This is a genomic window from Bartonella krasnovii, from assembly GCF_003606345.3.
GTDB lineage: Bacteria > Pseudomonadota > Alphaproteobacteria > Rhizobiales > Rhizobiaceae > Bartonella > Bartonella krasnovii.
In genome coordinates this window covers 1191680-1218302 of the sequence record NZ_CP031844.2, presented here as the reverse complement: position 1 = coordinate 1218302, position 26623 = coordinate 1191680, and the positions used below count along the sequence as shown (strand labels likewise).

31 protein-coding genes, 2 tRNA genes and 1 pseudogene are annotated in these 26623 nt (G+C 39.9%); 28 read left to right on the top strand and 6 right to left on the bottom strand.

Going from position 1 to position 26623, the window contains the following annotated elements:
• Nucleotides 1-1340: 1340 nt before the first annotated feature.
• Nucleotides 1341-1415, bottom strand: a tRNA-Asn gene (locus D1092_RS05340).
• 187 nt (nucleotides 1416-1602) lie between these two features.
• Between D1092_RS05340 and D1092_RS05335 the strand changes: the two genes are divergently transcribed.
• The 6 genes and pseudogenes from D1092_RS05335 (at nucleotide 1603) to D1092_RS05305 (ending at nucleotide 9268) form a co-directional block, all read left to right on the top strand.
• A tRNA-Cys gene (locus D1092_RS05335) sits at nucleotides 1603-1676 on the top strand.
• A 217-nt stretch (nucleotides 1677-1893) separates the two neighbouring features.
• Nucleotides 1894-2568, top strand: coding sequence for a protein-L-isoaspartate O-methyltransferase family protein (locus D1092_RS05330; protein ID WP_120122482.1), 675 nt, complete (start codon nucleotides 1894-1896; stop codon nucleotides 2566-2568).
• 57 nt (nucleotides 2569-2625) lie between these two features.
• Nucleotides 2626-3927, top strand: coding sequence for a TolC family outer membrane protein (locus D1092_RS05325; RefSeq protein WP_174767364.1), 1302 nt, complete (start codon nucleotides 2626-2628; stop codon nucleotides 3925-3927).
• A 248-nt stretch (nucleotides 3928-4175) separates the two neighbouring features.
• Nucleotides 4176-4742: a DUF2497 domain-containing protein gene (locus tag D1092_RS05320; protein ID WP_120122481.1), complete on the top strand. Its 567-nt coding sequence runs from the start codon at nucleotides 4176-4178 to the stop codon at nucleotides 4740-4742.
• 161 nt (nucleotides 4743-4903) lie between these two features.
• Nucleotides 4904-7627, top strand: a complete 2724-nt coding sequence (locus D1092_RS05315) for a valine--tRNA ligase (protein ID WP_120122794.1) — start codon at nucleotides 4904-4906, stop codon at nucleotides 7625-7627.
• Nucleotides 7628-8473: 846 nt separating this feature from the next.
• Nucleotides 8474-9268: pseudogene (locus D1092_RS05305) on the top strand (tetratricopeptide repeat protein).
• Nucleotides 9269-9370: 102 nt separating this feature from the next.
• Here D1092_RS05305 and D1092_RS05300 read toward each other — a convergent pair.
• The 5 genes from D1092_RS05300 to xth form a co-directional block, all read right to left on the bottom strand.
• Nucleotides 9371-10117, bottom strand: coding sequence for an amino acid ABC transporter ATP-binding protein (locus tag D1092_RS05300; RefSeq protein ID WP_120122480.1), 747 nt, complete (start codon nucleotides 10115-10117; stop codon nucleotides 9371-9373).
• An 11-nt stretch (nucleotides 10118-10128) separates the two neighbouring features.
• Nucleotides 10129-10845 carry an amino acid ABC transporter permease gene (locus D1092_RS05295; RefSeq protein ID WP_120122479.1) on the bottom strand — a complete coding sequence of 239 codons (717 nt, stop codon included), beginning with the start codon at nucleotides 10843-10845 and terminating at the stop codon, nucleotides 10129-10131.
• Between the two features lie 17 nt (nucleotides 10846-10862).
• Complete coding sequence (locus D1092_RS05290) at nucleotides 10863-11600, bottom strand: amino acid ABC transporter permease (RefSeq protein ID WP_120122478.1); 738 nt, start codon at nucleotides 11598-11600, stop codon at nucleotides 10863-10865.
• A 140-nt stretch (nucleotides 11601-11740) separates the two neighbouring features.
• The gene (locus tag D1092_RS05285; RefSeq protein ID WP_120122477.1) at nucleotides 11741-12646 is read right to left on the bottom strand and encodes a transporter substrate-binding domain-containing protein; all 906 of its coding nucleotides are present in this window, start codon (nucleotides 12644-12646) and stop codon (nucleotides 11741-11743) included.
• A gap of 124 nt (nucleotides 12647-12770) precedes the next feature.
• Entirely contained in the window at nucleotides 12771-13553 is a 783-nt protein-coding gene (xth, locus tag D1092_RS05280) for an exodeoxyribonuclease III (RefSeq protein ID WP_120122476.1), read from the bottom strand.
• Between the two features lie 493 nt (nucleotides 13554-14046).
• On the opposite strand from xth, the gene rpsL reads away from it, so the two are divergent.
• From rpsL to rplR, 22 genes are all read left to right on the top strand, one after another.
• Nucleotides 14047-14418, top strand: coding sequence for a 30S ribosomal protein S12 (gene rpsL / locus D1092_RS05275; RefSeq protein ID WP_006589495.1), 372 nt, complete (start codon nucleotides 14047-14049; stop codon nucleotides 14416-14418).
• Nucleotides 14419-14436: 18 nt separating this feature from the next.
• Nucleotides 14437-14907: a 30S ribosomal protein S7 gene (gene rpsG / locus D1092_RS05270; protein WP_120122475.1), complete on the top strand. Its 471-nt coding sequence runs from the start codon at nucleotides 14437-14439 to the stop codon at nucleotides 14905-14907.
• 24 nt (nucleotides 14908-14931) lie between these two features.
• On the top strand, nucleotides 14932-17016 hold the full coding sequence (fusA, locus tag D1092_RS05265) for an elongation factor G (RefSeq protein ID WP_120122474.1): 2085 nt from the start codon (nucleotides 14932-14934) through the stop codon (nucleotides 17014-17016).
• Between the two features lie 63 nt (nucleotides 17017-17079).
• The gene (gene tuf / locus D1092_RS05260; RefSeq protein WP_120122039.1) at nucleotides 17080-18255 is read left to right on the top strand and encodes an elongation factor Tu; all 1176 of its coding nucleotides are present in this window, start codon (nucleotides 17080-17082) and stop codon (nucleotides 18253-18255) included.
• Nucleotides 18256-18319: 64 nt separating this feature from the next.
• The gene (gene rpsJ / locus D1092_RS05255) at nucleotides 18320-18628 is read left to right on the top strand and encodes a 30S ribosomal protein S10 (protein WP_005773267.1); all 309 of its coding nucleotides are present in this window, start codon (nucleotides 18320-18322) and stop codon (nucleotides 18626-18628) included.
• Between the two features lie 27 nt (nucleotides 18629-18655).
• A complete protein-coding gene (rplC, locus tag D1092_RS05250) occupies nucleotides 18656-19393 on the top strand; it encodes a 50S ribosomal protein L3 (protein ID WP_039758110.1) in 738 nt (245 codons plus the stop codon).
• Between the two features lie 2 nt (nucleotides 19394-19395).
• On the top strand, nucleotides 19396-20016 hold the full coding sequence (gene rplD / locus D1092_RS05245; protein WP_120122473.1) for a 50S ribosomal protein L4: 621 nt from the start codon (nucleotides 19396-19398) through the stop codon (nucleotides 20014-20016).
• Complete coding sequence (locus D1092_RS05240; protein ID WP_120122472.1) at nucleotides 20013-20306, top strand: 50S ribosomal protein L23; 294 nt, start codon at nucleotides 20013-20015, stop codon at nucleotides 20304-20306. Before rplD ends, D1092_RS05240 begins: the two co-directional genes overlap by 4 nt.
• Before the next feature lie 21 nt (nucleotides 20307-20327).
• Nucleotides 20328-21161: a 50S ribosomal protein L2 gene (gene rplB, locus D1092_RS05235; protein WP_120122471.1), complete on the top strand. Its 834-nt coding sequence runs from the start codon at nucleotides 20328-20330 to the stop codon at nucleotides 21159-21161.
• 15 nt (nucleotides 21162-21176) lie between these two features.
• The gene (gene rpsS / locus D1092_RS05230) at nucleotides 21177-21455 is read left to right on the top strand and encodes a 30S ribosomal protein S19 (protein WP_004855734.1); all 279 of its coding nucleotides are present in this window, start codon (nucleotides 21177-21179) and stop codon (nucleotides 21453-21455) included.
• 2 nt (nucleotides 21456-21457) lie between these two features.
• Nucleotides 21458-21847 (top strand): 50S ribosomal protein L22, encoded by a 390-nt coding sequence (gene rplV, locus D1092_RS05225; protein ID WP_120122470.1) that lies wholly within the window; start codon nucleotides 21458-21460, stop codon nucleotides 21845-21847.
• A complete protein-coding gene (gene rpsC / locus D1092_RS05220) occupies nucleotides 21847-22557 on the top strand; it encodes a 30S ribosomal protein S3 (RefSeq protein ID WP_005773275.1) in 711 nt (236 codons plus the stop codon). The genes rplV and rpsC overlap by 1 nt, the downstream gene beginning before the upstream one ends.
• 36 nt (nucleotides 22558-22593) lie before the next feature.
• Entirely contained in the window at nucleotides 22594-23007 is a 414-nt protein-coding gene (rplP, locus tag D1092_RS05215) for a 50S ribosomal protein L16 (protein ID WP_005773276.1), read from the top strand.
• Nucleotides 23008-23019: 12 nt separating this feature from the next.
• Complete coding sequence (gene rpmC / locus D1092_RS05210) at nucleotides 23020-23220, top strand: 50S ribosomal protein L29 (protein ID WP_120100732.1); 201 nt, start codon at nucleotides 23020-23022, stop codon at nucleotides 23218-23220.
• An 11-nt stretch (nucleotides 23221-23231) separates the two neighbouring features.
• Entirely contained in the window at nucleotides 23232-23471 is a 240-nt protein-coding gene (gene rpsQ / locus D1092_RS05205) for a 30S ribosomal protein S17 (protein WP_012231991.1), read from the top strand.
• Between the two features lie 143 nt (nucleotides 23472-23614).
• On the top strand, nucleotides 23615-23983 hold the full coding sequence (rplN, locus tag D1092_RS05200) for a 50S ribosomal protein L14 (protein WP_004855715.1): 369 nt from the start codon (nucleotides 23615-23617) through the stop codon (nucleotides 23981-23983).
• 12 nt (nucleotides 23984-23995) lie between these two features.
• Nucleotides 23996-24310 carry a 50S ribosomal protein L24 gene (gene rplX, locus D1092_RS05195; RefSeq protein ID WP_120122469.1) on the top strand — a complete coding sequence of 105 codons (315 nt, stop codon included), beginning with the start codon at nucleotides 23996-23998 and terminating at the stop codon, nucleotides 24308-24310.
• Complete coding sequence (gene rplE, locus D1092_RS05190) at nucleotides 24303-24860, top strand: 50S ribosomal protein L5 (protein WP_120122468.1); 558 nt, start codon at nucleotides 24303-24305, stop codon at nucleotides 24858-24860. The genes rplX and rplE overlap by 8 nt, the downstream gene beginning before the upstream one ends.
• Before the next feature lie 24 nt (nucleotides 24861-24884).
• Nucleotides 24885-25190, top strand: coding sequence for a 30S ribosomal protein S14 (rpsN, locus tag D1092_RS05185; RefSeq protein ID WP_120122467.1), 306 nt, complete (start codon nucleotides 24885-24887; stop codon nucleotides 25188-25190).
• A gap of 14 nt (nucleotides 25191-25204) precedes the next feature.
• Nucleotides 25205-25603 (top strand): 30S ribosomal protein S8, encoded by a 399-nt coding sequence (gene rpsH / locus D1092_RS05180; RefSeq protein ID WP_120122466.1) that lies wholly within the window; start codon nucleotides 25205-25207, stop codon nucleotides 25601-25603.
• A 39-nt stretch (nucleotides 25604-25642) separates the two neighbouring features.
• A complete protein-coding gene (gene rplF / locus D1092_RS05175; protein WP_005773285.1) occupies nucleotides 25643-26176 on the top strand; it encodes a 50S ribosomal protein L6 in 534 nt (177 codons plus the stop codon).
• Between the two features lie 12 nt (nucleotides 26177-26188).
• Complete coding sequence (rplR, locus tag D1092_RS05170; protein WP_120122465.1) at nucleotides 26189-26551, top strand: 50S ribosomal protein L18; 363 nt, start codon at nucleotides 26189-26191, stop codon at nucleotides 26549-26551.
• Nucleotides 26552-26623 lie beyond the last annotated feature (72 nt).

Sequence of the window (26623 nt, the reverse complement as noted above, 5' to 3'; positions counted from 1 at the left end):
AGAGTTTTTTTACGTTTGTCGATTCCTTTTCAATTAAAAAGGGATATGTAATAGTTTTTCTAAAATAAGAGAGGTCTTCAAAGGTTTTCATTTCTAAAAAATGAAAACTTTTGGACGTTTGGACTGGTTTAAAGATATTTTTAAAAATATTGTATAATCAACAGCTTATTTGCTTTATTGCGATTTTTTTAATAGGGGGTAAAGATGAATTTTATTTATATAAAAGATCTGTTTTATCTTATCACGATAACTTTTAATTTAAAACTTAATTATATCATAACAAGTTATTGTTTTATATATTAAATAATCTACCTCTATCGTAAAATTTTCTCATTTCGAATCTGTTTATATTGATTCCTTAAAACTATTTGTTTGCATATTAAAAATGAGATTTTCGTGTGGATAAACATTTAAGCAATCAATAAAATATCTCTTGTAACATTTTGTAAGGAAAATGAATATTGCTAAAATTGAGCGTGAGAAAATAGTATAATGGTATGGCTTTTATTGTAGGTCAAAGATGGTGCTCATCAATGTTTTTTTATTTTATACTATTACGAGAGCTATTGTGAAATGGATTGGGGGGATTTAAGGGGTATCTCTTTAAATATGGTGTAGATGCACAATATTAATGGAGGCAATGAAGAAAGCGCTTATGATTTGTTTAAGGTTTTCATACGATTCTTACCAACTTAGATTGATATACTGTTTGTACTGTAAAACACTCTTTTTAGGGACATTATATAAAGCCCATAACACTTTACGTACTCAGTGTTTTTATGACGATGTGATGAGTATTCAAAGCAAGGCTGTTTGTAAGGTTTATGAAGTGATGAGAAGGAGGAACCCGCTAGATAAGAAGCTCGATTTTTCACAAACTTTTGGGCTGGGAGTTCCTGCTTTTAGGGAAGATGGTATGGGGTGTATGGCTATAATATAGATGATTTTGATTGTTATTCTTCCGTTTTTTTAAAAATGATTGCTTCAAGAGCATTTTTTGAGATTTATTGCTTTATTGAAGTAAAAATTATTTTGGGGTTGGAAATAAAGCTTATACGAAACTTTTTTCGTTATTGATGGCGTTTAATAATTCCCTCTCATGAAATAAATCGTAATTTATAACGTGCCAACAATTATGGTGTTTTCTGATAAAGGTGTGGTAGGGTAGTTTGAAAAAACAATTATCTTGAAATTAACCCATAAGAAGAAACTTGTGCAATAGTTTTTTAAATGAATCAATCATTTATTGCAAAAACCCTATTCCCTTACCCTTATCCGGGCACCCCTAACTTTAAAAAGTGTTAGCAAAAGCAGTAAGTTATCTGAAGAGAAGAATTAAATGGCTCCCCGGGCCGGATTCGAACCAGCGACCAACCGGTTAACAGCCGGTTGCTCTACCGCTGAGCTACCGGGGAACGATGCTCAACCATTTAGCTGAAGAGGCTATAGCAAAGCAATACTGATTTGCAAAGGATAAAATTACTTTTTTAAAAAAAAATATGATAAATTGTGTAAGTTAAGAGGAAAAAAGGCGAGAGAAGGTTTCTACACCTTGACGGATGCTTTACCTTCCCTTATTGAGACCTCTGTATTTGTTGATGAGGCCTTGTGGCGGAATGGTTACGCAGAGGACTGCAAATCCTTGTATCCCGGTTCGATTCCGGGCGAGGCCTCCAGCCGATTTTAAACGAAACGGCTTTTAGGGGAGGTATAAGATCAAAGAGATTATTTCCCTCGACAGTTATAAAGACACTTTTGTATAAGAAATTGTCCTGTTAGAATCGAGTTGTTGACTGTCGTATCTTTTTTTGTAACACCTATAGTGTAAGAGATCTTAATCCTTCATTGTTGCTGTTTTGTTTATTTTTTGTAGGTTAGGAGAAAATAGTCGTTATGGTTGCAGATTTTGCTGAGCTTCGTCGCAAAATGGTTGACAATCAAATTCGTACAGTTGATGTGACGGATTTATCAGTTCTTGAAGCGTTTTTAACGATATCCCGTGAAGATTTTGTTTCGGAAGATATGAAAGCATTAAGCTATCTTGATACCGATATTGCTTTATGCTCAGTGCGCGATGAAGTTCCTGCACGCTATTTGATGAAGCCTGCATCTCTCGCAAAATTGTTACAGCTTGCTGCTGTAAAATCATCAGATGTTGTTTTAGATATTGGTGCAAATAGTGGTTATTGTGCAGCCTTGCTTTCAAAACTTGCAGGGTCTGTGATTGCGTTGGAAAGTAATCAGTCTCTTTTTGAACATGCTCTTGAAGCTTTGGAACGTAATCAATGTGATAATGTGGTTGTCATTCTTGGTCCATTAGAGCAGGGATACGCTGTTGAGGGACCTTATGATGTGATTTTTATAGAGGGATCTGTCGATTTTATTCCACAAGGTATTTTTGATCAAATGAAAGACAGTGGACGTCTTGTTGTGGTTGAAGGGGTTGGAAATGCTGCTGTAGCAAGAATCTACATAAAAGAAGATGGAATCATTTCTCCTCGTCGAGCTTTTAATCTTGCCGTAAAGCCTCTTCCTTGTTTTTTTAAAACACCTGATTTTGTATTTTAGTGCTTGTTCATTTTATGTATAAGAGATAGTTTTGTCATCTATTTGGGGTTTGTTATTGTGTGTATTGTGTTTAAATTAAGCAAGAAGTTTCAGGTGTGTTTTTTGTTGGTATTGAGTCTTTTACTCTCAGAGACTGTTTGTGCTGAAACATTGATGGATGCCTTTTCTAAAGCTTATAAACACAATGCTAAGTTGAATAGTGAACGGGCGGCTGTTCGTATAGCCAGTGATGATGTTGTCATCGCGCGATCAGGGTTATTACCACAAATTGAAGGGATTGGGAGCTATGGGCGGAGTAAGTCTTTTACAGGTTCTTATGTCACTTCTGGATCTATAGGCGTAAGATTAAACCAAAGATTATTTGACGGTTTTATCACGCAAAATATGTTTTCTTCAGCTCAAGTTAAGCTGCAGGCACAACGTGAGTATCTTCGTAATGCTGAACAAAATACCTTTCTGGAGACTGTGACAGCTTATGCGAATGTCTATCAGGCGCGTCGTATTGCCGATCTTCGGAGAGAAAATTTAGCAGCTCTTGAAGAGCAAGTTCGTTCCAATAAAGCAAAATTTGATGTGGGTGAGGGAGGGCGTGTTGATCTTGCTCAAGCTCAAGCTGCACGTTCCGTGGCGGTTTCAGAACTGAGTCTTGCTCGTGCTGATGTAAAAGCAGCAGAGGCAATGTATCGACAAGTTATTGGCTCTGATCCTGAAAAGCTAAAACGTCCACCCGTTGCCACAAATCTTCCCGCCAATCTTGATACGGCTTACCAAATGAGCGTTGTGATGCATCCAGCAATCCTTTATGCTCAATATTTAGTTGATGCAAGTGGTTACAATGTAAAAGCGAAAGAAGGAGCGCTCCTTCCTAAAGTTGATTTTTCTGCAACAGCATCTTATAATCGGATTTACAGTGGTGCTGGTCAGGATGGCGTTTCTAAATCGATAGGATTGTCGTTAAGTGTTCCGATCTTTGAAGGGGGGCGTACGTCTGCGCAGATTCGCCAATCGAAGGAGCAGCTTGGACAGGCGCAGCTTCAACTTGATTTGGCCCATAGTAATACGAGACAAGCCCTTACTTCTGCTTGGTTCCAGTTGGAAGGTGCGCGCGCATCTGTTATTGCTTACCGTGAAAGTGTTCGTGCTGCTGAAATTGCTCTTAAAGGTCGTGTTCAAGAAAATCGCGTTGGGCAGGCAACAACATTAGATGTTTTAAATTCTCGTACTCAATTGATTAATGCTCAAATTGCGCTCGCAATGGCAGAGCGTAATGCTGTTGTAGCGAGCTATAGTGTTCAATCGTCTATTGGTAAATTGACATCGAATTATCTAGGCTTAAAAACAATTCAATATATTCGATAATGTATAAAAATAGCTCTTTTGATTTCAAATAATTTTAACTTTTAAAAAATTAGTTAATCCGTCTTTGGGTATGTTGAAAAATAGAGCAGTGATATGTTCTTTTAAAGTGCAGAAAGTTGTGTGTAGCGCCCTCTTTATGACAAGCATATTTGAAAATATCACGAGAGGCATGTTGATCTTATGATTCTTTTGCATACACTGAAAATATGATTCTATTTGTTGTTGCGTCTTTGAAGAGGTTGTAAAGTATGGTACAGAGTTCAAGCGTGTTACGTGAGCCAAGTATGGATGAAATTTTGACATCTATTCGTGAAATAATCGAAGAAAATGCGGTTCAGTCTGATCACTTTTTAAATGAAGATGTCGCAGTAAATGCTTCGGAAGATCATTCAGAAGTTGCATCAGAGGGTGTTTATGATGCAACTCTATCGGTTGATGATGCTATGAAAGCTTTAGCTGATCGCATTGGTCTTTCTACTGAAAATCAGGGAGGAAGGAATGCACAAGAGAAAGAGGATACAGCGGTAGAAAATAATACAGTTGGTGTGGATGTGCAAAAGATGAAGCTTTCTTCTGAAGAACGGAATTCTGTTTATAAAGCAAAAGAATATGAAGATGAGATCAGGAAGTCACAATCAGAAGCTGGAAGGACTGGTCGTGTAGAGTTGTCTGCGTATTGTATTTCTTCTGCAGAAAAGATTGCAAAGGATGTGTTGCGGCCGGCTATAGCGGAATGGTTGCAGTCTAAATTGCCTGTTTTGCTGGAAGATATTTTACGTGAAGAGATTGTGAAGGCGATTAAAAAGTCATCTTAATGATTTTTTGACATTATTTTTTATGCTTTTCATTTCATAAGAAAGTTTTTTTTGAGGTTTTGCGAGCTATCGAGTGAAAGGCTAGGTTTTCTCGATTATGATCGGATTTTAATCATATTAATCATATATTGTGTTTTTCAGCGGCGTTATGGATGGATAGAATGTTAGAAAAAAACTATGATGCTGCTTCCATAGAGCAACGGGTTGCAAAGAGATGGGAGACTCGTGGAGCTTTTAAAGCGGGAGCGGGTTCTAAAAGTGGGGCAGAGCCTTTTTGCGTTATGCTTCCACCGCCTAATGTTACAGGCTCACTTCATATGGGTCATGCGCTCAATACGACAATTCAAGATATAATGGTTAGATTTCAGCGGATGCGTGGCAAAAATGTATTGTGGCAGCCTGGTATGGATCATGCTGGGATTGCTACACAAATGGTTGTAGAGCGTCAACTTGCAGAACGCCGAGAGCCAACGCGTCAAGAAATGGGAAGAGAAAAGTTTATTGAGCGTATTTGGGAATGGCGTCATGAAGCGGGAGGCATTATTGCAAACCAGTTGCGCCGCCTTGGCGTTTCATGTGATTGGTCACGTGAGCGCTTTACAATGGATGAGGGGTTGTCGCAGGCTGTTCGTGAAGTCTTTGTCACGCTTTATAAGCAAGGATTGATATATAGAGATAAGCGCCTCGTCAATTGGGACCCTAAATTGTTAACGGCTATTTCGGATCTTGAAGTTGAACAAAAAGAAGTTCAAGGGCATTTGTGGCATTTTAGATATCCGCTTGAGGGTAAAGTTTTTGATCCAAATGATGCGACAACTTTTATAACAGTGGCGACAACACGACCAGAAACAATGCTTGGTGATACAGGAATTGCTGTTAACCCTGAAGATGAGCGTTATAAAAATCTTATCGGTAAAAATGCTCTTTTACCCCTTGTTGGGCGTAGGTTATTGATTGTCGGTGATGCGCATGCTGATCCTGAGGCAGGAAGTGGTGCGGTAAAAATCACACCAGCCCATGACTTTAATGACTTTGAAGTGGGACAGCGTAATGATTTACGCTTGATCAATATTTTTACCCAAAATGCCGAGATTTTTCTTTGTGATAATGAAGCGTTTTTTGATGGTTTGGTTTTATCAGATGAATTAAAAATGTTAGTAGAGAATCTCGATAAAGCTGATCGTTTTATTGCGCGCCAGAAGATTATTTCTTTGATGGAAGAAGGAGGATATTTAGCTTCTGTTGATGATCATTCCCATATGGTTCCTCATGGAGATCGCAGTGGTGTGCCTATTGAACCTTTTTTGACAGACCAATGGTATGTTCATGCTGCTGAATTAGCAAAGCCCGCGATAGAAGCTGTTCAACAAGGAAAAACGCAGTTTGTTCCCGATAACTGGAAAAAGACTTACTTCAATTGGATGCAAAATATTCAGCCTTGGTGCATTTCTCGCCAATTATGGTGGGGACATCAGATTCCTGCTTGGTATGGTCCTGATGGAACAGTTTTTGTTGAAAAAAGTGAAAAAGAGGCTTTAGATTCGGCTTTTGCTCATTATGGTGAGGTGGTTGAATTAATCCGCGATCCGGATGTTTTAGACACTTGGTTTTCATCAGCTCTTTGGCCTTTTTCAACATTAGGATGGCCCGATAAAACGGCTGAATTATCAACTTTTTATCCAACATCTTTATCCGTGACAGGATTTGATATTATTTTTTTCTGGGTTGCTCGTATGATGATGATGGGACTTCATTTTATGGGTGAAGTTCCTTTCCCAACGGTTTATGTGCACGCTCTTGTCCGAGATCAAAAGGGTGCAAAGATGTCAAAGTCAAAGGGAAATATTATTGATCCCTTAGAGCTTATTGATCAGTATAGCGCTGATGCCCTTCGTTTTACTTTGGCTATTATGGCCGCGCAAGGTCGTGATGTAAAACTTGATACTTCCCGCATTGCTGGTTATCGCAATTTTGCTACAAAATTGTGGAATGCTACCCGATTTGCACAGATGAATGGTGTAAAGCATGATCCTACTTTTAAGCCAGAATGCGCAAAGCTGGCTCTTAATCGTTGGATTTTAACAGAACTCTCTAAAACAATTTCAGCAGTGACGATGGGTATTGAAAATTATAAGTTCAATGAGTCTGCAGCTACACTTTACCGTTTCATTTGGAATACATTCTGTGATTGGTATTTAGAGCTTCTCAAACCTATCTTTCAGAGTGAAAATGAAGAGGCTAAAAATGAGGCTCAAGCTTGTACTGCTTGGGTTTTAGATGAAGTCTATAAACTTCTTCATCCCTTTATGCCTCATATGACAGAAGAGTTGTGGGCTCTTACAGAAACGCAAGAGATCAAGCGTGAAGATATGCTCGCGTTGACAAAATGGCCAGAGAAAACATTGATAGATGAGGAGGCTGCTGCTGATATTAATTGGCTTATTGATGTGGTCACGGGGATTCGGTCTGTACGTTTTGAAATGAATATCCCAGCGGCTACACGAGCACCTCTTGTCGTTGTTGAAGCAGGAGACGTGACGCGAGAGCGTGTGCAGCGTTATGATGCACTTCTTAAAAAGTTAGCGCGTATTGAAGTCATTGATTTTTCTGATAAAGTTCCGGAAGTATCGGCACAAATGATTTCGGGAGAGGCTGTTTTTTGTTTGCCATTAGGGCAGTTGATTGATTTGGAGGCTGAACGTGTTCGTTTGAGGAAGGAGGTCCGTAAAATTGAACAAGATATTGAAAAAATATCGCTTAAATTAAATAATCCCAAATTTATAGCAAATGCAAAAGCAGAAATTGTTGAAAGCGAACAAAATAGGGTGGTAGAATTGCGTGCTGCGCGAAAGAAGGTATCTATTGCTTTAGAGCGGTTGGGTTGATTTTTACTTTTTTGATGATGATTTCATAGAGTTACGGCTGGTATCGATTTTTTTTTAAGAAAAAATTTTTCTTTTTTGTCTTTCATCAATGCGATCATAAAATTTCCGCTGAAGCCAATGTTTTTATGTTCATCATTAAAAAGACATCTCTTAAGGCACCAAGCTCATTTAGCGCCAGCACTTGTGAATGGTATAACGGTAAAGCACTTGAACCTTCTCATCTTTACGCTTGTGAAGTAATGAATCGGTGTCATGACACACTTTGCCAGCGCTTAATATTGCGCAACAGAGTTGTGACGGTTCATAAGAGGTGTTTTTAGCTTTTTCTGCTTGTAATGTGCAAGTGGATGGTTGTGATTTATTCAACACGAAATAGGCTCGAAGTGAGAGAATTTTACGATATTCGGGGACTTCATTCAATAAAAAACAGAAAATCATTATTATAAATCAATATATCATCTATGAAAAAAGCATATAAGGTGACCAGAAGTTAGAATCTATCGAAAAAATGGATTGTTTACAGATTGATGGGAGTGAGAAACTTTATCTTTAAGCTGGAGAGATAATCGTGAAGGGATAAGTTAATGATTATCATTATATTTTATCTATCTTGCATGTTATTTTTTGTAGTTAAATGTTTACCATTCATCATGATTCCCTCTGTTCTTGAAATTTTGTTCAATGTGTCGGTTATTTTATTGAATAGTTTTGATAGTTTTCATTTATCAGTCTTTTTTTTAAAAATTTTACTTTAGAGTTTCTCGTATTTTTTACTAAGAAGAAGCTTTTAAAGGTCTATAAAGAAATTTGTAACAGATAGAATAATGAACATTGAGAGAGGGGGAAATGATTAAGAGTTTTCAGATATGGAAAAAAGCTACGATTATTGTGACTTTAGGAGGATTTTTTTCGACTACTTATACAATAGAAGCTAATAGCTTGCAGGAATTGCATGATGGTTCGTTTTATTTTTTTTAGCGTGGCATGTCTGCTTATAAAAATGGGCAGATAAATCAGGCACTTTCAGTGCTACATTGGGCCGCTAAGAAGAAGCCATATTGGTGCGAATTGGAAACTTGGCTCTATCTATGCAAATGGTAATGGTGGCCTTAAAGATGATTACAAGGCCTATCATTTTTTTTGCATACATCATTGAAAAAGGTGCTGATCTTGGCTCAGAGGATGAAAGTTATGTCTCTGATGCATTGGTTAAGCTTGCTGGGTTTATAAAAAAGGGTATTCTTCAATCGTCTGTGAAACCTAATCTCTCTTATGCGACTCTTCTTTATATTCAGGCTGCGGTGAACTATGGAAATCCTAAAGCTCAGTATCATTTAGGAAAAGTATTTTTAAAGGGAGAGGGAAGGGAGAAGAATCTTATACAAGCAGCACGATGGTTTCAACTTTCAGCAAAAAAAGGAAATCCTGCTGCCCAAGCGATGCTTTGAAATATGCTGATTCAAGAAGGAAGAATCATTCGCGGAAAGGCACTGTTAACTGCAGCCTATGAAAAAACTAACATAAAAGACAGAAATTGGACTTACCCTTTGCAAGAACAGGCATTTGCTCTTTGTTAATGAATTTGAAAGACATACAGTAGTTTCACTGGTTGCTGATACTTTTAAAAATAAGAACTTTTAACTATATGTTTGCAATATCTTTTACATTCTCTCACTCATTATTAAACTCTATCATTTTGTATTTAAGTTTATAGTAGAGAGAGCTTTTTGCGATGATAAATAGCTAATGACTTAGGATTTTAGACAAAAACTCTTGCGTTCTTGGTCTTCTAGATTGCGGATTAGAAAAGAACTCTTTAGATGAACAGTCTTCAAGAATCGTTCCTTGATCCATGAAAATAACACGCTCCGAGACTTTTTGTGCAAATCCCATTTCATGGGTTACACAAATCATCGTCATCCCTTCTTCTGCTAAACTGATCATGACATCAAGTACTTCACCTACCATTTCAGGATCTAGAGCAGAGGTTGGTTCATCAAAAAGCATAACAAGTGGATCCATGGTTAAGGCACGCGCAATAGCAACACGCTGTTGTTGCCCTCCAGAAAGTTGTCCTGGATATTTGTCTTTATGCTCAATGAGGCCAACGCGTTCAAGATACAACAAACCACGTTCAAGTGCTTCTTTTTTGCTTCGTTTCAGGACTTTTATTTGTGCAATTGTCAAGTTTTCTGTGACAGATAGATGAGGGAAAAGCTCGAAGTGCTGAAAGACCATTCCTACACGGCTGCGCAATTTAGGCAGATTCGTTGTTTTTGAATGAACTGGTGTTCCATTAATCCAAATCTCACCTTTTTGAAAAGGGACGAGAGCATTAATCGTTTTAATGAGTGTTGATTTTCCTGAGCCTGATGGCCCACAAATTACAACAACTTCTCCTTTGTTGATATTGGTTGTACAGTTTTTAAGAACGTTAATTTCGCCATACCAATTAGAAACATTTTTTATTTCGATCATATAAGTAGACATTTTTTTTCCTGTTAGCGAATAATGGATACTTTTTTTTGTACATACAAAACGATTTGTGACAGTGTAAAACAGATAATAAAATAGAAAATAGCTGCTAAAATATAAGCTTCTTGCTTTACACCAAAGTTATTAGCAGCAATATCAAAACCATTCAAAAGGCTATGACCGCTGATAGCATAAACAAGGGTTGTATCCTGAAAAAGGATAATGACTTGCGTTAAAAAGACTGGCAGCATATCTCTAAAGGCCTGAGGCAGAATGACAATGTACATACTTTGCCAATATGTCATCCCAAGAGCTTGTCCTGCATATTTTTGTCCTTGCGAAACCGAATTGATACCAGCCCGCATAATTTCAGCAAAATAAGCCGTTTCAAATGCGGTAAAGGTAATGAGTGCTGATTTATTGGCTCCGATAGATGTCCCCGTTAAAAAAGGTAGAAGCACAAAAAACCATAAGATAACCATCACAAGTGGTATTGAACGCATCGCTGTTATGTAAACGATTGCAACCCAAGAAAGAAGTTTTATGGAAGAAAGGCGCATCATCGCTAAAAGTGTGCCGAAAACAAATCCTAACACCGTTGCAAAAAGCGTTAGAAAAACGCTAAAGAGCAAACCTGATAAAATGTAAGAACGAAATACATCAAAGGTAAAAAAGGAAAAATCAAAATCGGAAAAATTGAAAGGAAAATAAAGTCCAAACCGAGAGCTTATGAAATTTATCATATTCAATTTCCCTTTGTTTAAAGATTAGGAATTTTGAGCATTTGTTCAATAACTGTCATCACAATGAATACGAATAAGGCTATGAGAATATAAAGAATCGTAACAAGTAAATAGTTTTCGTAAACATGACTTACCTCTTCAATTGCTTGGTATTGAAATTGCATGAGCTCATTTATTGAAACGGCGAATGCTATAGACGAATTCTTTACAATGCCCATTGCTTCTGAAGTAAGCGGCGGCATAATTGTACGAATAGCACGTGGTAATATGATATAGCGATAACTTTGATAAGTTGTAAATCCCATTGCCATAGCAGCATAGCGCTGTCCTGAAGAAATGGCTTCAATGCCTGAGCGAACCTGTTCTGCGATACGTGCCGATGTAAAGAATCCCAATGCACATGTTATTAAGAGAATGGGGGAAAATTTCATCGCTGGTGGATAAATCTTAGGAACAACAAAATACCATAAAAATACCTGTACAAGAAGGGGAATGTTACGCATAATTTCTACCCAAATAGTACCGATAGTGTGAACGACACAATTGATGATGGATGTTTTAGGTAAAGTGCGCATTGTTCCTATAATGATACCACAAAATATAGCTAATATAAGTGAAGCGATGGACAATATAACCGTATTTTTAAAGCCATCAAGAAGTGTATCTAAATAAGTATGACTCACGCCGGGCGTGCCCAAGCATCCTGTTACCAGCGCCTGAGTCAGGTCATCTCTACAAAGGAAAGAAAAGTCCATTAATTGATATTCCCTCAAATTAGTCATTCACAAACAGAGCGATAAATCAAGTCTATCTACATAAGCAGAATTTATTAAAAAGTGAACTAAAATATAAACCACACTCAATTTTTAAAGAGTGTGGTTTTTCTTTTCAAATTCTATAAATCTTTTTCTGTGTAGCTTTCGCGAGGTTTATTGTTTGGATGATCCCAAGCATATCTTGTCTGTTTTGATAAGGGAAGGTTCATAACAGTATTAGCAGGAGGAATCGGTTTCATAAACCACTTATTATAAAGCTTTTCAAGTGATTCGTCTTTAATCTGACGTAGGATACTGTCATTGATTGCTTGTTCAAATTTTTTGTCATGTAACCTTAACATGCAGGCGATGGGTTCAACTGAAAGTACGGTGTCAAGAATGACATAATCCGATGGATTTTTTGATTTTGCAATATGTCCTGCAAGAATTGAGGCATCCATAACAAATGCATCGGCACGACCTGATTCGAGTAATAAGAAGCTATCTCCGTGATCTTTTCCTTTGACGACCTTAAAGTTGATGTTTTTTGCGCGTTTATTTTTACGAATAAGTTGAACAGATGTCGTACCGGTGGTCGTGGCAACTGTTTTTCCATTTAAATCGTCAAGAGATTTAATGTTAGAGTTTTTCTTTACAGCAATCCGAACTTCTTCAACATATGTCGTATAAGCAAATGCTGCTTCTTTACTGCGAGCAATATCATTTGTTGTTGAGCCACACTCAAAATCATAGGTTTTATTTTTTAAGAGAGGAATTCTATTTTGAGATGTGATGGGAAGATAATGGATTTTAATCGGTTTACCAATTTTTTTTGAGATATCATCAATGATACGTTCTGCCATTTCTGTATGAAAGCCTACATATTTATTATTACCAAGGGCGTAGGCCAAACCAGATGATTCACGGACTCCTAAAGTGATTTCCCCTGTTCGTTTTATTTTTTCAAGCGTATCATTTTCAGCATGCGCGACGCTTATGAGTCCCATGGTTGCTGCTGCAATAAACATTAACAATGATTTCTTCATTTATGTCCTCCATTTATTCATTTTTATTTTAGTTACTTAAGATATACTGTTTGAATGGTGTAGCATAGTTATTCTTCTGAATGGAATTTTTTTTGTTGTCTTATGAAGTAATGGCTATACTTCCTTAATTGATATTAAGATGAATCCAAACAGGAACGTGGTCGGATGGTTTTGGGTATCCCCTTACTTCTGTTTGACTATGAGCGCAAATAAGGTGATCAACTGCTTCTGGTGATAAGAGTAAATGATCAATGCGAATCCCGTTATTTTTAGGCCATGCTCCAGCTTGGAAATCCCAAAAACTGAAGGAGGGTGTATCGGTAACATTTCGGATAGCATCGTAAAGACCTAAATGAAGGATACGCTGGAATGCTTTTCTTGTTTTTCGAAGAAATAAGGCATCTTGATTCCATTCTTGAGGTTTTTTTGCATCGAGTGAGGTAGGGATGACATTATAATCACCGGCTAGAATAAGGGGTTCCTCGTATGCAAGCAATGATTTTGCATGTGCATATAATCTTTCCATCCATTCCATTTTATAGGAATATTTTTCACTCTCAATAGGATTTCCATTTGGCAAATAGAGAGATGCAATACGCACAACACCTTTGTTTGTTGAATAAACCGCTTCGATGTAACGTGTTTGTTCATCGTTATCGTTACCTGGTAATCGACGGATTACTTCATCTGGTGTTTTTTTAGAAAGAATCGCAACACCATTAAAGCTTTTTTGTCCGTGTGTTTCTATATGGTAACCTAGATTTTCTATTGCATTACGTGGAAAATTTTCATCAATACTTTTAATTTCCTGTAGACAGACTATGTCTGGCTGACTTTGCTGTAGCCATTGATATAATGTTTCATGTCGTGCTTTTATTCCGGCAATATTCCACGTTGCTATTTTCATGGTACTCATCATTCGATATCAAATACGCAATTTAATTTACTGCGTTAATATTTTATCGCAGTCACATTATTGTTTTTTATTTATAGGTCGATATTACTATGGTAAATTGATTTATCAAGAGACCCAATAAAAGCAAATTTAAAGTTTTAAAATTTAATTTATTTTGATTTTTAAAAACTTTCTGCTGTTTAGTTCTTGACGAATGTCTGTGTTCTCGCTATTAGACACGGACATAACCGATGTGGAGATGATCATTTATTTTGGATATGAAGCAAAAGATCATTTAAACGGGTGTTAAGAGGATTAAAAGCAAATGCTAGTGCAAAAGGCTATTGCCTTCTCTGCTTATGATCGGGTAGACTGTTTTTAGCAGCTGTGCCCGATTTTGTGTGTAGAATTAGACATCTATTCCAGTTCTGTTGGGGTGGGTGGAAACAGAAATAGAAATACCCGATTGGGTGAGACGAGTGTAGATCTAAAAGAGGAAGGTTGCATGCCTACCGTAAACCAGTTGATTCGCAAGCCGCGTGTAGTGCCAGTTAAACGTAATAAGGTTCCTGCTTTGCAGTCGAATCCGCAGAAGCGTGGTGTTTGTACGCGTGTTTATACAACGACGCCGAAGAAGCCTAATTCTGCTCTTCGTAAAGTTGCTAAAATTCGTTTAACAAATGGATTTGAAGTGATTGGTTATATTCCTGGAGAGGGACATAATCTTCAAGAGCACTCTGTTGTGATGATCCGTGGTGGTCGTGTGAAAGATTTGCCAGGGGTTCGTTATCACATTATTCGTGGTTTGCTTGATACTCAAGGTGTCAAGAATCGTAAACAGCGTCGTTCAAAGTATGGCGCGAAGCGTCCGAAATAATATTGAGAGACAAAGTCAATGTCCCGTCGTCATAGAGCAGAAAAACGTGAGATTAATCCAGATCCTAAATTTGGTGATTTGGTTATTACAAAATTTATGAATGCCATTATGTTTGATGGTAAAAAGTCAGTTGCAGAGCGTATTGTTTATGGTGCGCTTGATTCTGTGGAGAGAAAAGTAAAGACAGATCCAGTAGATCTCTTTCATAGAGCTTTAGAGAATGTTGCTCCTCATATTGAGGTTCGTTCTCGTCGTGTTGGGGGAGCTACTTATCAGGTTCCGATTGATGTTCGTCCTGATCGTCGTCAGGCTCTTGCGATTCGTTGGTTGATTTCGGCAGCGCGTGGGCGGAATGAAACGACGATGATTGAGCGTTTGTCTGCTGAACTCATGGATGCAGCTAATAATCGTGGTTCTGCTGTGAAAAAGCGTGAAGATGTCCATCGTATGGCTGAGGCTAACCGTGCATTCTCACATTATCGCTGGTAGAAGTTTTAAACTAAGGCAAATATAATGGCTCGCGAATATAAAATTGAAGATTATCGTAATTTTGGTATTATGGCACATATTGATGCCGGTAAGACTACGATGACTGAGCGTATTCTGTTCTATACGGGTAAGAGTCACAAAATCGGTGAGACCCATGATGGTGCTTCTACGATGGATTGGATGGAGCAGGAACAAGAGCGCGGCATTACCATCACATCTGCTGCAACGACGACCTTTTGGGAAGGGCGTGATGGCCGTAAGCGTCGCTTTAATATCATTGATACGCCAGGGCACGTTGATTTTACTATTGAGGTTGAGCGTTCTTTGCGTGTTCTCGATGGGGCGATAGCATTATTAGATGCTAATGCTGGTGTTGAGCCTCAGACAGAAACGGTTTGGCGGCAGGCTGAGAAATATCGTGTCCCGCGCATGGTTTTTGTTAATAAAATGGATAAAATAGGTGCTGATTTCTACCGTAGTGTCGAAATGGTTGGTTCGCGATTAGGGGCTAAAGCACTTGTTTTGCAATTGCCTATCGGTGCAGAAAATGACTTTGAAGGTGTTGTCGATCTTGTTGAGATGAAGGCTTTAAGGTGGGATGGTTCTATTGGTGCTTCAGCGGTGATAAGTGAAATTCCTTCTGACTTAAAAGAAAAGGCTGAGGAATATCGCGAAAAACTCATTGAAATGGCTGTGGAAGTTGATGAGTCTGCTATGGAGGCTTATTTGGAAGGTGTTATGCCAACCAACGAGCAACTTGTTTCTCTTATTCGTAAGGGAACTGTAGAGGTTCAGTTTCATCCTGTTCTTTGTGGTACAGCTTTTAAAAACAAGGGTGTGCAGCCGCTTTTGGATGCTGTTGTTTCCTATCTTCCTTCTCCGGTTGATATTCCTGCGATTAAGGGTATCGATGTGAAGACTGAAACTGAGACGACACGCGAATCTTCTGATGAAGCTCCGCTCTCTATGCTTGCTTTTAAAATTATGAATGATCCTTTTGTTGGTTCGTTGACTTTCTGTCGTATTTACTCTGGTAAAGTTCACAAAGGTGTTTCTCTTGAGAATACTGTGAAAAAGAAGAGAGAGCGTTTAGGACGTATGCTTCAGATGCATTCAAATTCTCGTGAGGATATTGAAGAGGCATTTGCTGGTGATATTGTTGCTCTTGCGGGTCTTAAGGAGACGACAACGGGTGATACACTTTGTGATCCTTTAAAGCCTGTTATTTTAGAGCGGATGGAATTTCCTGAGCCTGTTATTGAGATTGCGATTGAGCCGAAAACAAAAGCAGATCAGGAAAAAATGGGTATTGCACTTAATCGTTTGGCCGCGGAAGATCCTTCATTTCGTGTTAAGTCAGATGAGGAATCAGGTCAGACCATTATAGCTGGAATGGGTGAGCTTCATCTTGATATTATTGTCGATCGTATGCGGCGTGAATTTAAGGTTGAAGCGAATATTGGACAGCCTCAGGTTGCTTATCGTGAATCAATTACTAAAATGGCAGAGATTGATTATACCCATAAAAAGCAATCGGGTGGTGCTGGTCAATTTGCTCGTGTGAAAATTATTTTTGAGCCTCATGAAGGTGATGATTTTATTTTTGAGTCGAAGATTGTTGGTGGTGCTGTTCCTAAAGAATATATTCCGGGCGTTCAAAAGGGGATTGAAAGTGTCATGGGGTCAGGTCCTCTTGCAGGATTCCCGATGCTTGGTGTAAAAGCTACTCTTATCGATGGTGGTTATCACGATGTTGATTCGTCTGTATTGGCTTTTGAGATTGCTGCTCGTGCAGCTTTTCGTGATGGTGCAAAGAAGGCAGGTGCACAGCTTCTTGAGCCGATCATGAAGGTGGAAGTTGTTACACCGGATGATTATGTTGGTGATGTTATTGGTGATCTCAATTCTCGTCGGGGGCAGATTTCAGGAACTGAAGCGCGCGGTATTGCAACGGTTGTGAATGCGATGGTTCCATTGGCAAATATGTTTGGTTATGTGAATACGCTTCGCTCTATGAGCCAGGGGCGTGCGCAGTATACAATGCAGTTTGATCATTACGAACCTGTTCCTTCCGCTGTTGCTTTGGAGATTCAAAAGAAATATGCGTAATTTCAGGTTGGTAAATTAATTTTTAACTTAGTCCTTGGCTTGGACGGAAAATGGAGAGCTCAAATGGCGAAGAGCAAATTTGAACGTACAAAACCGCATGTTAATATTGGTACGATTGGTCACGTTGATCATGGGAAGACTTCGTTGACAGCAGCGATTACGAAATTTTTTGGTGAGTTTAAAGCATATGATCAAATTGATGCAGCACCAGAAGAGCGTGCCCGTGGTATTACCATTTCTACGGCACACGTTGAGTATGAAACGGAGAATCGTCACTATGCCCACGTTGATTGTCCTGGACACGCAGATTACGTGAAAAATATGATCACAGGGGCAGCGCAGATGGATGGTGCTATTCTGGTTGTTTCTGCGGCTGATGGTCCCATGCCTCAGACCCGTGAGCACATTTTGCTTGCTCGTCAGGTTGGTGTTCCAGCAATTGTTGTTTTTCTTAATAAAGTTGATCAGGTTGATGATGCAGAGCTTTTGGAGCTTGTAGAGCTTGAGGTTCGCGAGCTTTTATCGAAATATGATTTTCCAGGAGATGAAATCCCGATTGTAAAAGGTTCTGCGTTAGCAGCCCTTGAGGATAAGGATAAAAGCATAGGTGAAGATGCTGTTCGTCTTTTAATGAGTGAGGTTGATAATTATATTCCAACCCCTGAGCGTCCTGTTGATCAGCCATTTTTGATGCCGATAGAAGATGTATTTTCGATTTCGGGACGTGGAACGGTTGTTACGGGTCGTGTTGAGCGTGGTATTATTAAAGTTGGCGAGGAAATTGAGATTATTGGTATTCGTCCAACATCTAAGACGACGGTCACGGGTGTTGAAATGTTCCGCAAGCTTTTAGATCAAGGACAAGCGGGTGATAATATTGGTGCATTGCTTCGTGGTGTTGATCGTGAAGGAATTGAGCGTGGACAGGTTTTGGCGAAGCCTGGTTCTGTTACTCCCCATACGAGATTTAAAGCAGAGGCTTACATTTTAACGAAAGATGAAGGAGGTCGTCATACGCCTTTTTTCACGAATTATCGTCCTCAGTTTTATTTTCGTACCACAGATGTTACGGGTATTGTGACGCTTCCAGAAGGAACGGAAATGGTTATGCCAGGGGATAATGTTGCGATGGATGTGTCGCTGATTGTCCCGATAGCAATGGAAGAGAAGCTTCGTTTTGCTATTCGTGAAGGTGGTCGTACTGTTGGTGCCGGTATCGTTTCTAAAATCATTGAGTAAATAATGGTTATTGAAAAGCGCCTTTGTTGTTAAAGGCGTTTTGCATGACAGGGAAATAAAGAGCATGAACAGTCAAAATATTCGCATTCGCTTGAAAGCGTTTGATCACAGAATTCTTGATACATCGACGCGTGAGATTGTATCGACTGCTAAGCGGACCGGTGCAAATGTCCGTGGTCCTATTCCGCTTCCGACGCGGATTGAGAAATTTACGGTTAATCGTGGACCGCATATTGATAAGAAGAGTCGTGAGCAGTTTGAAATGCGTACGCATAAGCGTCTTCTTGATATTGTTGATCCAACGCCGCAAACAGTGGATGCGCTTATGAAGCTCGATCTTTCTGCTGGTGTGGATGTAGAAATTAAGCTCTGAGGTTTGAGGACAGAAGGAACAGACCCGATGCGTTCAGGTGTAATAGCACAGAAGCTGGGCATGACCCGTATTTATAATGATGCTGGTGAGCATGTGCCAGTGACAGTACTTCGTTTGGAGAATTGTCAAGTCGTTGCTCAGCGTACAGTTGAAAAGAATGGTTATACTGCTGTTCAATTAGGTGTAGGCTTTGCTAAGGTTAAGAATACTTCACAAGCTCTTCGTGGACATTTTGCTAAGGCTTCCGTTGAGCCTAAAGCTAAAATAGCAGAGTTTCGTGTGAGCCCCGATAATCTTCTTGATATCGGTACAGAGATTACAGTGGAACATTTTGTTCCAGGGCAGAGAGTTGATGTGACTGGTACCAGTATTGGTAAGGGGTTTGCTGGTGTTATGAAACGGCATAACTTTGGCGGGCATCGTGCATCCCATGGTAATTCGATTACACATCGTGCTCATGGTTCTACGGGACAGTGCCAAGACCCTGGTAAAGTATTTAAAGGGAAAAAAATGGCTGGCCATATGGGGCAGGTGCGTGTAACAACACAAAATATTGAAGTTGTTTCCACTGATATTGAACGTGGTTTAATTTTAGTGCGTGGTGCTGTTTCTGGTTCGAAGGGTTCTTGGATTTTGGTAAGGGATGCCGTGAAGAAACCTCTCCCTGATAATGCTCCAAAGCCTGCTGGTATTCGCCGTCTTGTGAAGGAGAAAACGGAAATGGTTACTCCGGTGACGGAAACCTCTGAAGTTGAGGGAGCCTAATAATGGATCTTGTAATTAAAACGCTTGATGGTCATGAGACTGGTAAATTGAAAGTTTCAGAATCTATCTTTGATCTTGTTCCGCGAGAGGACATTTTGCAGCGTGTTGTTCGTTGGCAATTGGCCCGTCGTCAACAGGGAACTCATCAATCACAAGGGCGCTCTGATGTATCACGAACAGGAGCAAAGATGTTTAAACAAAAGGGAACTGGACGTGCTCGGCATTCGTCTGCTCGTGCACCACAGTTTCGGGGTGGGGGTAAAGCACATGGGCCGGTGGTTCGTAGCCATGCGCATGATCTTCCTAAAAAGATTCGTGCCCTTGGGTTACGTCTTGCTTTATCTGCAAAATTAAAAGCAAAAGATTTAATTATTGTGGATGAGTTGACTGTTAAGGATGCTAAAACGAAAAAGCTTGTTTCTCATTTTTCTAAACTTGGCTTTAATAATGCTCTGTTGATTGGTGGTAAAGAGATTGATATTAACTTTTTTCGTGCAGCATCGAATATCCCTAATATTGATATTTTGCCTATTCAGGGAATTAATGTTTATGATATTTTGCGTCGCAGCAAACTTGTTTTATCAAAGGCAGCTGTTGAGGCTCTTGAGGAGCGTTTTAAATGACAGATCTTCGCCATTATGATGTAATTATTAGTCCAGTTATTACTGAAAAGTCGACTATGATTTCTGAATATAATCAAGTTGCTTTTAATGTTGCGCCGAAAGCGACAAAACCTGAAATTAAGGCTGCGGTTGAAGCGCTTTTTAGCGTAAAAGTAAAAGCAGTTAACACGATAGTCCGTAAGGGTAAAGTGAAACGTTTTAAAGGTATTGTTGGTCGGCAGAGTGATGTCAAAAAAGCGATCGTGACACTGGCTGCTGGTCAGTCTATCGACGTTTCGACAGGTCTTTAGAGAGGCTCGGAGATAGGAATAATGGCACTTAAGCAATTTAATCCAACAACACCTGGGCAGCGTCAGCTTGTCATTGTGGAACGTTCTTGTCTTTATAAGGGAAAACCTGTAAAGATGTTGACGGAAGGTTTGTCCTCAAAGGGTGGGCGTAATAATCGCGGTCGTGTTACTGCTCGTTTTCAGGGTGGTGGCCATAAACGTAGTTACCGCTTTGTCGACTTTAAGCGTCTTAAGCGTGATGTTTCGGCAAAAGTTGAGCGTTTGGAGTATGATCCTAATCGCACTGCTTTTATTGCACTCATTCGCTATGAGGATGGACAATTGAGTTATATTCTTGCACCACAGCGTCTTGGTGTTGGTGATTTTGTTGTTGCTGGTTTAAATGTTGATGTTAAACCAGGGAATGCTATGCCCCTTGGTAATATGCCAGTAGGGACAATCATTCATAATGTTGAAATGAAGCCTGGGAAAGGGGGGCAGATTGCACGTTCAGCGGGTGCTTATGCACAGTTGGTTGGGCGAGATCATGGTATGGCTATCCTTCGTTTAAATTCTGGGGAGCAGCGTATGGTCTCTAGCAGCTGTTTTGCAACGGTTGGTGCTGTTTCAAATCCTGATCATGGGAATATTAATGATGGTAAGGCAGGTCGGTCACGTTGGCGTGGTAAGCGTCCACATGTTCGTGGTGTTGCTATGAACCCTGTTGATCATCCACACGGTGGTGGTGAGGGTCGTACATCGGGGGGGCGTCATCCAGTGTCTCCTTGGGGTAAACCTACGAAAGGTAAGCGTACGCGCTCCAATAAAGCCACTGATAAATTTATTATGCGTACGCGTCATCAGCGCAAGAAGTAAGAAAGGTAGTCTGAAGTGGTTCGTTCAGTTTGGAAAGGTCCGTTTGTTGACGGCTATCTTCTTGGTAAAGCAGAGAAGGTACGTGCAAGTGGGCGCAATGAAGTTATAAAAATATGGAGTCGTCGCTCTACTATTTTGCCGCAATTTGTTGGTTTGACTTTTGGTGTTTACAACGGCAATAAGCATATTCCTGTTTCTGTTTCTGAAGAGATGGTTGGACATAAGTTTGGTGAGTTCGCTCCTACCCGGACTTATTATGGTCATGGTGCCGATAAAAAAGCGAAGAGGAAGTAGGAATGGGAAAAGCTAAGGTTCCGCGCCAGCTTAAAGATAATGAAGCAAAAGCTGTCACACGGACAATTCGTGTTAGTCCGCAGAAGCTTAATTTAGTTGCTGAAATGATTCGCGGTAAAAGGGTTAATGTAGCGCTTGCTGATTTGACGTTTTCACGTAAACGTATTGCTGCTACTGTGAAAAAAACGCTTGAATCAGCGATTGCAAACGCAGAGAATAATCATGATCTTGACATTGATTCGCTTATTGTAGCAGAAGCTTATGTTGGTAAGTCGATAGTGATGAAGCGCTTTCATGTTCGTGGTCGCGGGCGTGCTAGTCGAATTGAGCGTCCATTTTCACATCTTACTATTGTTGTTCGTGAAGTTAGCGAAAAAGTGGAGGCCGCGTAATGGGTCAGAAGATCAATCCAATAGGACTTCGTCTTGGTGTTAATCGGACCTGGGATTCTCGTTGGTATGCTGATAGTGGTGAATATGGACGTCTTCTTCATGAAGATTTGAAAATTCGCTCTTATGTGCTTGAAGAGCTTAAACAGGCTGCGATTTCTAAGGTTGTTATTGAGCGCCCCCATAAAAAATGTCGTGTTACGATTCATTCTGCACGTCCTGGTTTGATTATCGGTAAAAAGGGTGCTGATATCGAGAAGCTTCGTCGTAAGCTTTCAGAAATGACTAATGCTGAAACTTCATTGAATATCGTGGAGATTCGTAAGCCAGAGATTGATGCGACGATTATTGCACAATCAATTGCTCAACAGTTAGAGCGTCGTGTTGCTTTTCGTCGCGCAATGAAGCGTGCTGTTCAGTCAGCTATGCGTCTTGGTGCAGAGGGTATTCGTATCAATTGTTCTGGTCGTCTTGGTGGTGCTGAAATTGCTCGTATGGAATGGTATCGTGAAGGTCGTGTTCCACTTCATACCTTGCGTTCTGATGTCGATTACGGTACAGCAGAAGCTAAGACCGCTTACGGTATTTGTGGTATTAAAGTTTGGGTCTTTAAGGGTGAGATTCTTGAACATGATCCGATGGCTTCGGAACGTCGTGCTACGGAAGCTGATCAATCTGGTTCTTCATCGAATCGTCGCCGCGAAAATGCTTAGTTTTTGAAATTGAACTAAAATTTGGAGTAGAGAACAATGTTGCAGCCAAAGCGCACAAAGTTCCGTAAGCAGTTCAAGGGCCGTATTCACGGTGTTGCGAAGGGTGGTACGGATTTGAATTTCGGTGCCTACGGTTTGAAAGCTGTTGAACCGGAGCGGGTTACTGCTCGTCAAATTGAAGCGGCGCGTCGTGCGATTACGCGTTATATGAAGCGTTCTGGTCGTGTATGGATTCGCATTTTTCCAGATCTTCCAGTTACATCTAAACCGACGGAAGTTCGTATGGGTAAAGGTAAGGGAAGTGTTGATTATTGGGCGGCACGTGTTGCTCCTGGGCGCGTCATGTTTGAGCTTGATGGGGTTCCTGAGGATGTTGCACGTGAAGCACTAAGGTTGGGTGCTGCAAAGTTGCCTATCAAAACGCGTTTCATCCAGCGTATTGCTGAATAAAGAGGTTAAGCGATGAGAGCCAGAGAATTACGGGCGCAAACGCTCGACCAAATGAAAGATGAATTGGCTAAATTGAAGAAAGAGCAATTTAATTTGCGCTTTCAAAAAGCAACAGGTCAATTAGAAAAGACTGCACGTGTTAGACAAGTTCGTCGTGATATTGCGCGCATTAAGACTTTTCTTCGTCAAAAGTTAAGTGAAAGTAAGGTTTAAGGAAATAAGAGATGCCTAAACGCGTTTTGCAGGGTGTTGTTATTAGCGACAAAAGCGATAAAACTGTCGTTGTAAAAGTTGAGCGTCGTTATTCTCATCCGCTTCTTAAGAAGACTGTTCGGCAGTCTAAAAATTATAAAGCGCATGACGAAAACAACCAATTCAAGATTGGAGATCAGGTTTCTATTCAGGAATCTAGACCAATTTCAAAAGATAAATGTTGGATTGTTGTAAAAGACAATGTAGCGTAATGAGCTAAGTTTATTGTTTTAGAATTTAACAGTGGTTTTTCGTTGATAAATTTGAAGACGGTGGCTTTATGTTTATTTGGCAGGCAAATCTGAGTGTATAAAAGGTACAGGCGGATATATATGTTAAGAAAAGGTGGCCAGTCATGATTCAGATGCAAACAAACCTCGACGTTGCTGATAATTCTGGTGCTCGTCGTGTCATGTGCATCAAGGTGTTAGGCGGTTCAAAGCGGAAATATGCTTCGGTCGGTGACATTATTGTTGTTTCGGTTAAGGATGCTATTCCTCGTGGCCGTGTTAAAAAAGGTGATGTTATGAAAGCTGTTGTGGTGCGTACTGCTAAGGATATTCGTCGCGCAGATGGTAGTGTCATTCGTTTTGATAGTAATGCTGCGGTTTTAGTGGATAATAAAAAAGAGCCGATCGGTACGCGTATTTTTGGGCCTGTTCCCCGTGAATTGCGTGGGAGGAATCATATGAAGATCATCTCACTTGCTCCTGAAGTGCTATAAGGAGTTAATGTTATGCAGAAGATTCGAAAAGGTGATAAAGTTGTCGTTTTATCCGGTAAGGATAAAGGTTCGAGTGGTGAAGTAATTAAGGTTAGTCCAAAAGAGAATAAGGCTTTTGTTCGTGGGGTTAATATGATTAAACGTCATCAACGTCAAACACAGAAGCAAGAAGCTGGAATTATTTCTAAAGAAGCTCCGATTCATCTGTCTAATTTGGCGATTGCTGATCCTAAAGATGGTAAGCCTACACGTGTGGGCTTTCGTGTGAATGCAGATGGTAATAAGGTACGTTTTGCCAAGCGTTCGGGAGAGTTGATTAATGGCTGAGGAAAGACAAATACCGCGTATGAAAGCGTATTACTTTGAAGTGATTCGTAAGGCGCTTCAAGAGAAGTTTAATTACAAAAATACAATGCAAATTCCGCGGATTGATAAAATTGTAGTTAATATGGGGATAGGTGAAGCAACTGCTGATTCAAAGAAGCCTTCTCTTGCTGCTGAGGATTTAGGACTCATAACAGGTCAGAAGGCTGTTATTACCCGTGCGCGTAATTCTATTGCAACCTTTAAGGTTCGTGAAGGAATGCCTCTTGGAGCTAAAGTGACATTGCGTAAAGATCGTATGTTTGAGTTTTTAGATCGTCTTGTTACGATTGCTCTTCCGCGCGTTCGTGACTTTCGGGGTTTAAATCCAAAAAGCTTTGATGGTCGTGGTAATTTTGCTATGGGTATTAAAGAACACATTGTGTTTCCAGAAATTAACTATGATAAAGTTGATCAAATTTGGGGCATGGATATTATCGTTTGTACGACAGCGAAAACGGATGATGAAGCGCGTGAGTTATTGCGTGCTTTTAATTTTCCTTTTCGTTCGTAACGGCAAACGTAGCGAGGTGAAATTATGGCCAAAGTAAGTGCCGTTGAAAAAAATAAGCGTCGTGAGGTGATGGTGAAGCGTTATGCTGCGCGTCGTGCACGTTTGAAAGCAATCGTTATGGATCAGAAGGTTTCTCTTGAGGAACGTTTTAAGGCTTCTGTTCAGTTGGCAGAATTGCCGCGTAATTCTTCGAAAGTTCGCGTTCGTAATCGCTGTGAGGTTTCAGGTCGTCCGCGGGCTTATTATCGTAAGTTAAAAATGTCACGGATTGCATTGCGTGAACTTGGCTCTATTGGCCATATTCCTGGTATTGTAAAGTCTAGTTGGTAAGAGGAGATTATTTAATGTCTATGTCAGATCCTCTTGGTGATATGTTAACACGTATTCGTAATGCGCTTGGTCGTAAAAAAGGCAAAGTGGTTACTCCAGCTTCAAAGCTTCGCGCACACGTTCTTGATGTTCTTAAGTCGGAAGGTTATATTCGCGGATATAATCAAGTTGATTTGGGTGACGGAAAAGTTGAGCTTGAAATCGAATTGAAGTATTTTGAAGGAATGGCTGCTATTCGTGAAATTTCGCGTGTATCAAAGCCTGGTCGTCGTGTGTATGTTTCTGCTAAGTCACTTCCTCAGGTGGCAAATGGTTTAGGTATTTCGATCTTATCGACTCCTAAAGGCGTTATGGCTGATCATGAAGCGCGTGAACAGAATGTTGGTGGAGAACTCCTTTGTCGTGTTTTCTAAGTTATGTCCAAGAAAACAGAAGAAAAATAGGTTAGAACAATGTCTCGTATTGGAAAAAAGCCCATTTCAATTCCTTCTGGAGTTACCGCAACTGTTGAAGGTCAGCTAGTCAAAGCAAAAGGTCCGAAAGGTGAGCTAAGTTACGTTGTAAATGATGAAGTCTTAGTTAAATTCGAGGATAATGTCATATCAGTTATGCCGCGAGATCAATCAAAAGATGCGCGCTCTAAATGGGGGATGTCACGCTCAATGATTGAAAATATTTTTTGTGGTGTAAAGGATGGTTTTGAAAAAAGGTTAGAGATCAATGGGGTTGGTTATCGTGCTGCTTTGCAGGGTAAAGATATTCAACTCTCTCTAGGTTTTTCGCATGATGTGGTTTATAAAGTTCCGTCGGGTGTTACTGTAACTGTTCCTAAGCCTACAGAGATTGTTATTTCTGGAATTGATAAACAGCAAGTTGGACAAGTTGCAGCGGAGATTCGTGAGTATCGTAGGCCTGAGCCTTATAAAGGTAAAGGTGTTAAGCATGCAGATGAACGTATCTTCCGTAAAGAAGGTAAAAAGAAATAAGGATTTTGTATTATGGTTTCATCTAAGGACATTATCCAGCGTCGCGCAAGACGTGTTCGTCGTAGAATAAAGATGGTTTCTCATGATCGTCCGCGGCTTAGCGTTTATCGTTCAAATCAGAACATCTATGCGCAAGTTATTGATGATTTACGGGGATGTACACTTGTTTCAGCTTCTACTCTTGAGAGTGATTTGAAAAAATCCTTAAAAAGTGGAGCTGATAAAGAAGCCGCTTTCGCTGTGGGTAAGTTAATTGCTGAACGTGCGAAGCAAGCTGGTGTCAATGAAGTGGTTTTTGATCGTGGTGCTTATGTGTATCATGGTCGTGTCAAAGCTTTGGCTGAAGCTGCTCGTGAAGGTGGTTTGAACTTTTAAAGTTTCCTCCTTATAGATGGGGCTGGACACTTTAGAGCATTTCGTTTAAGTTCTTCCGACTTTATGAAGAGC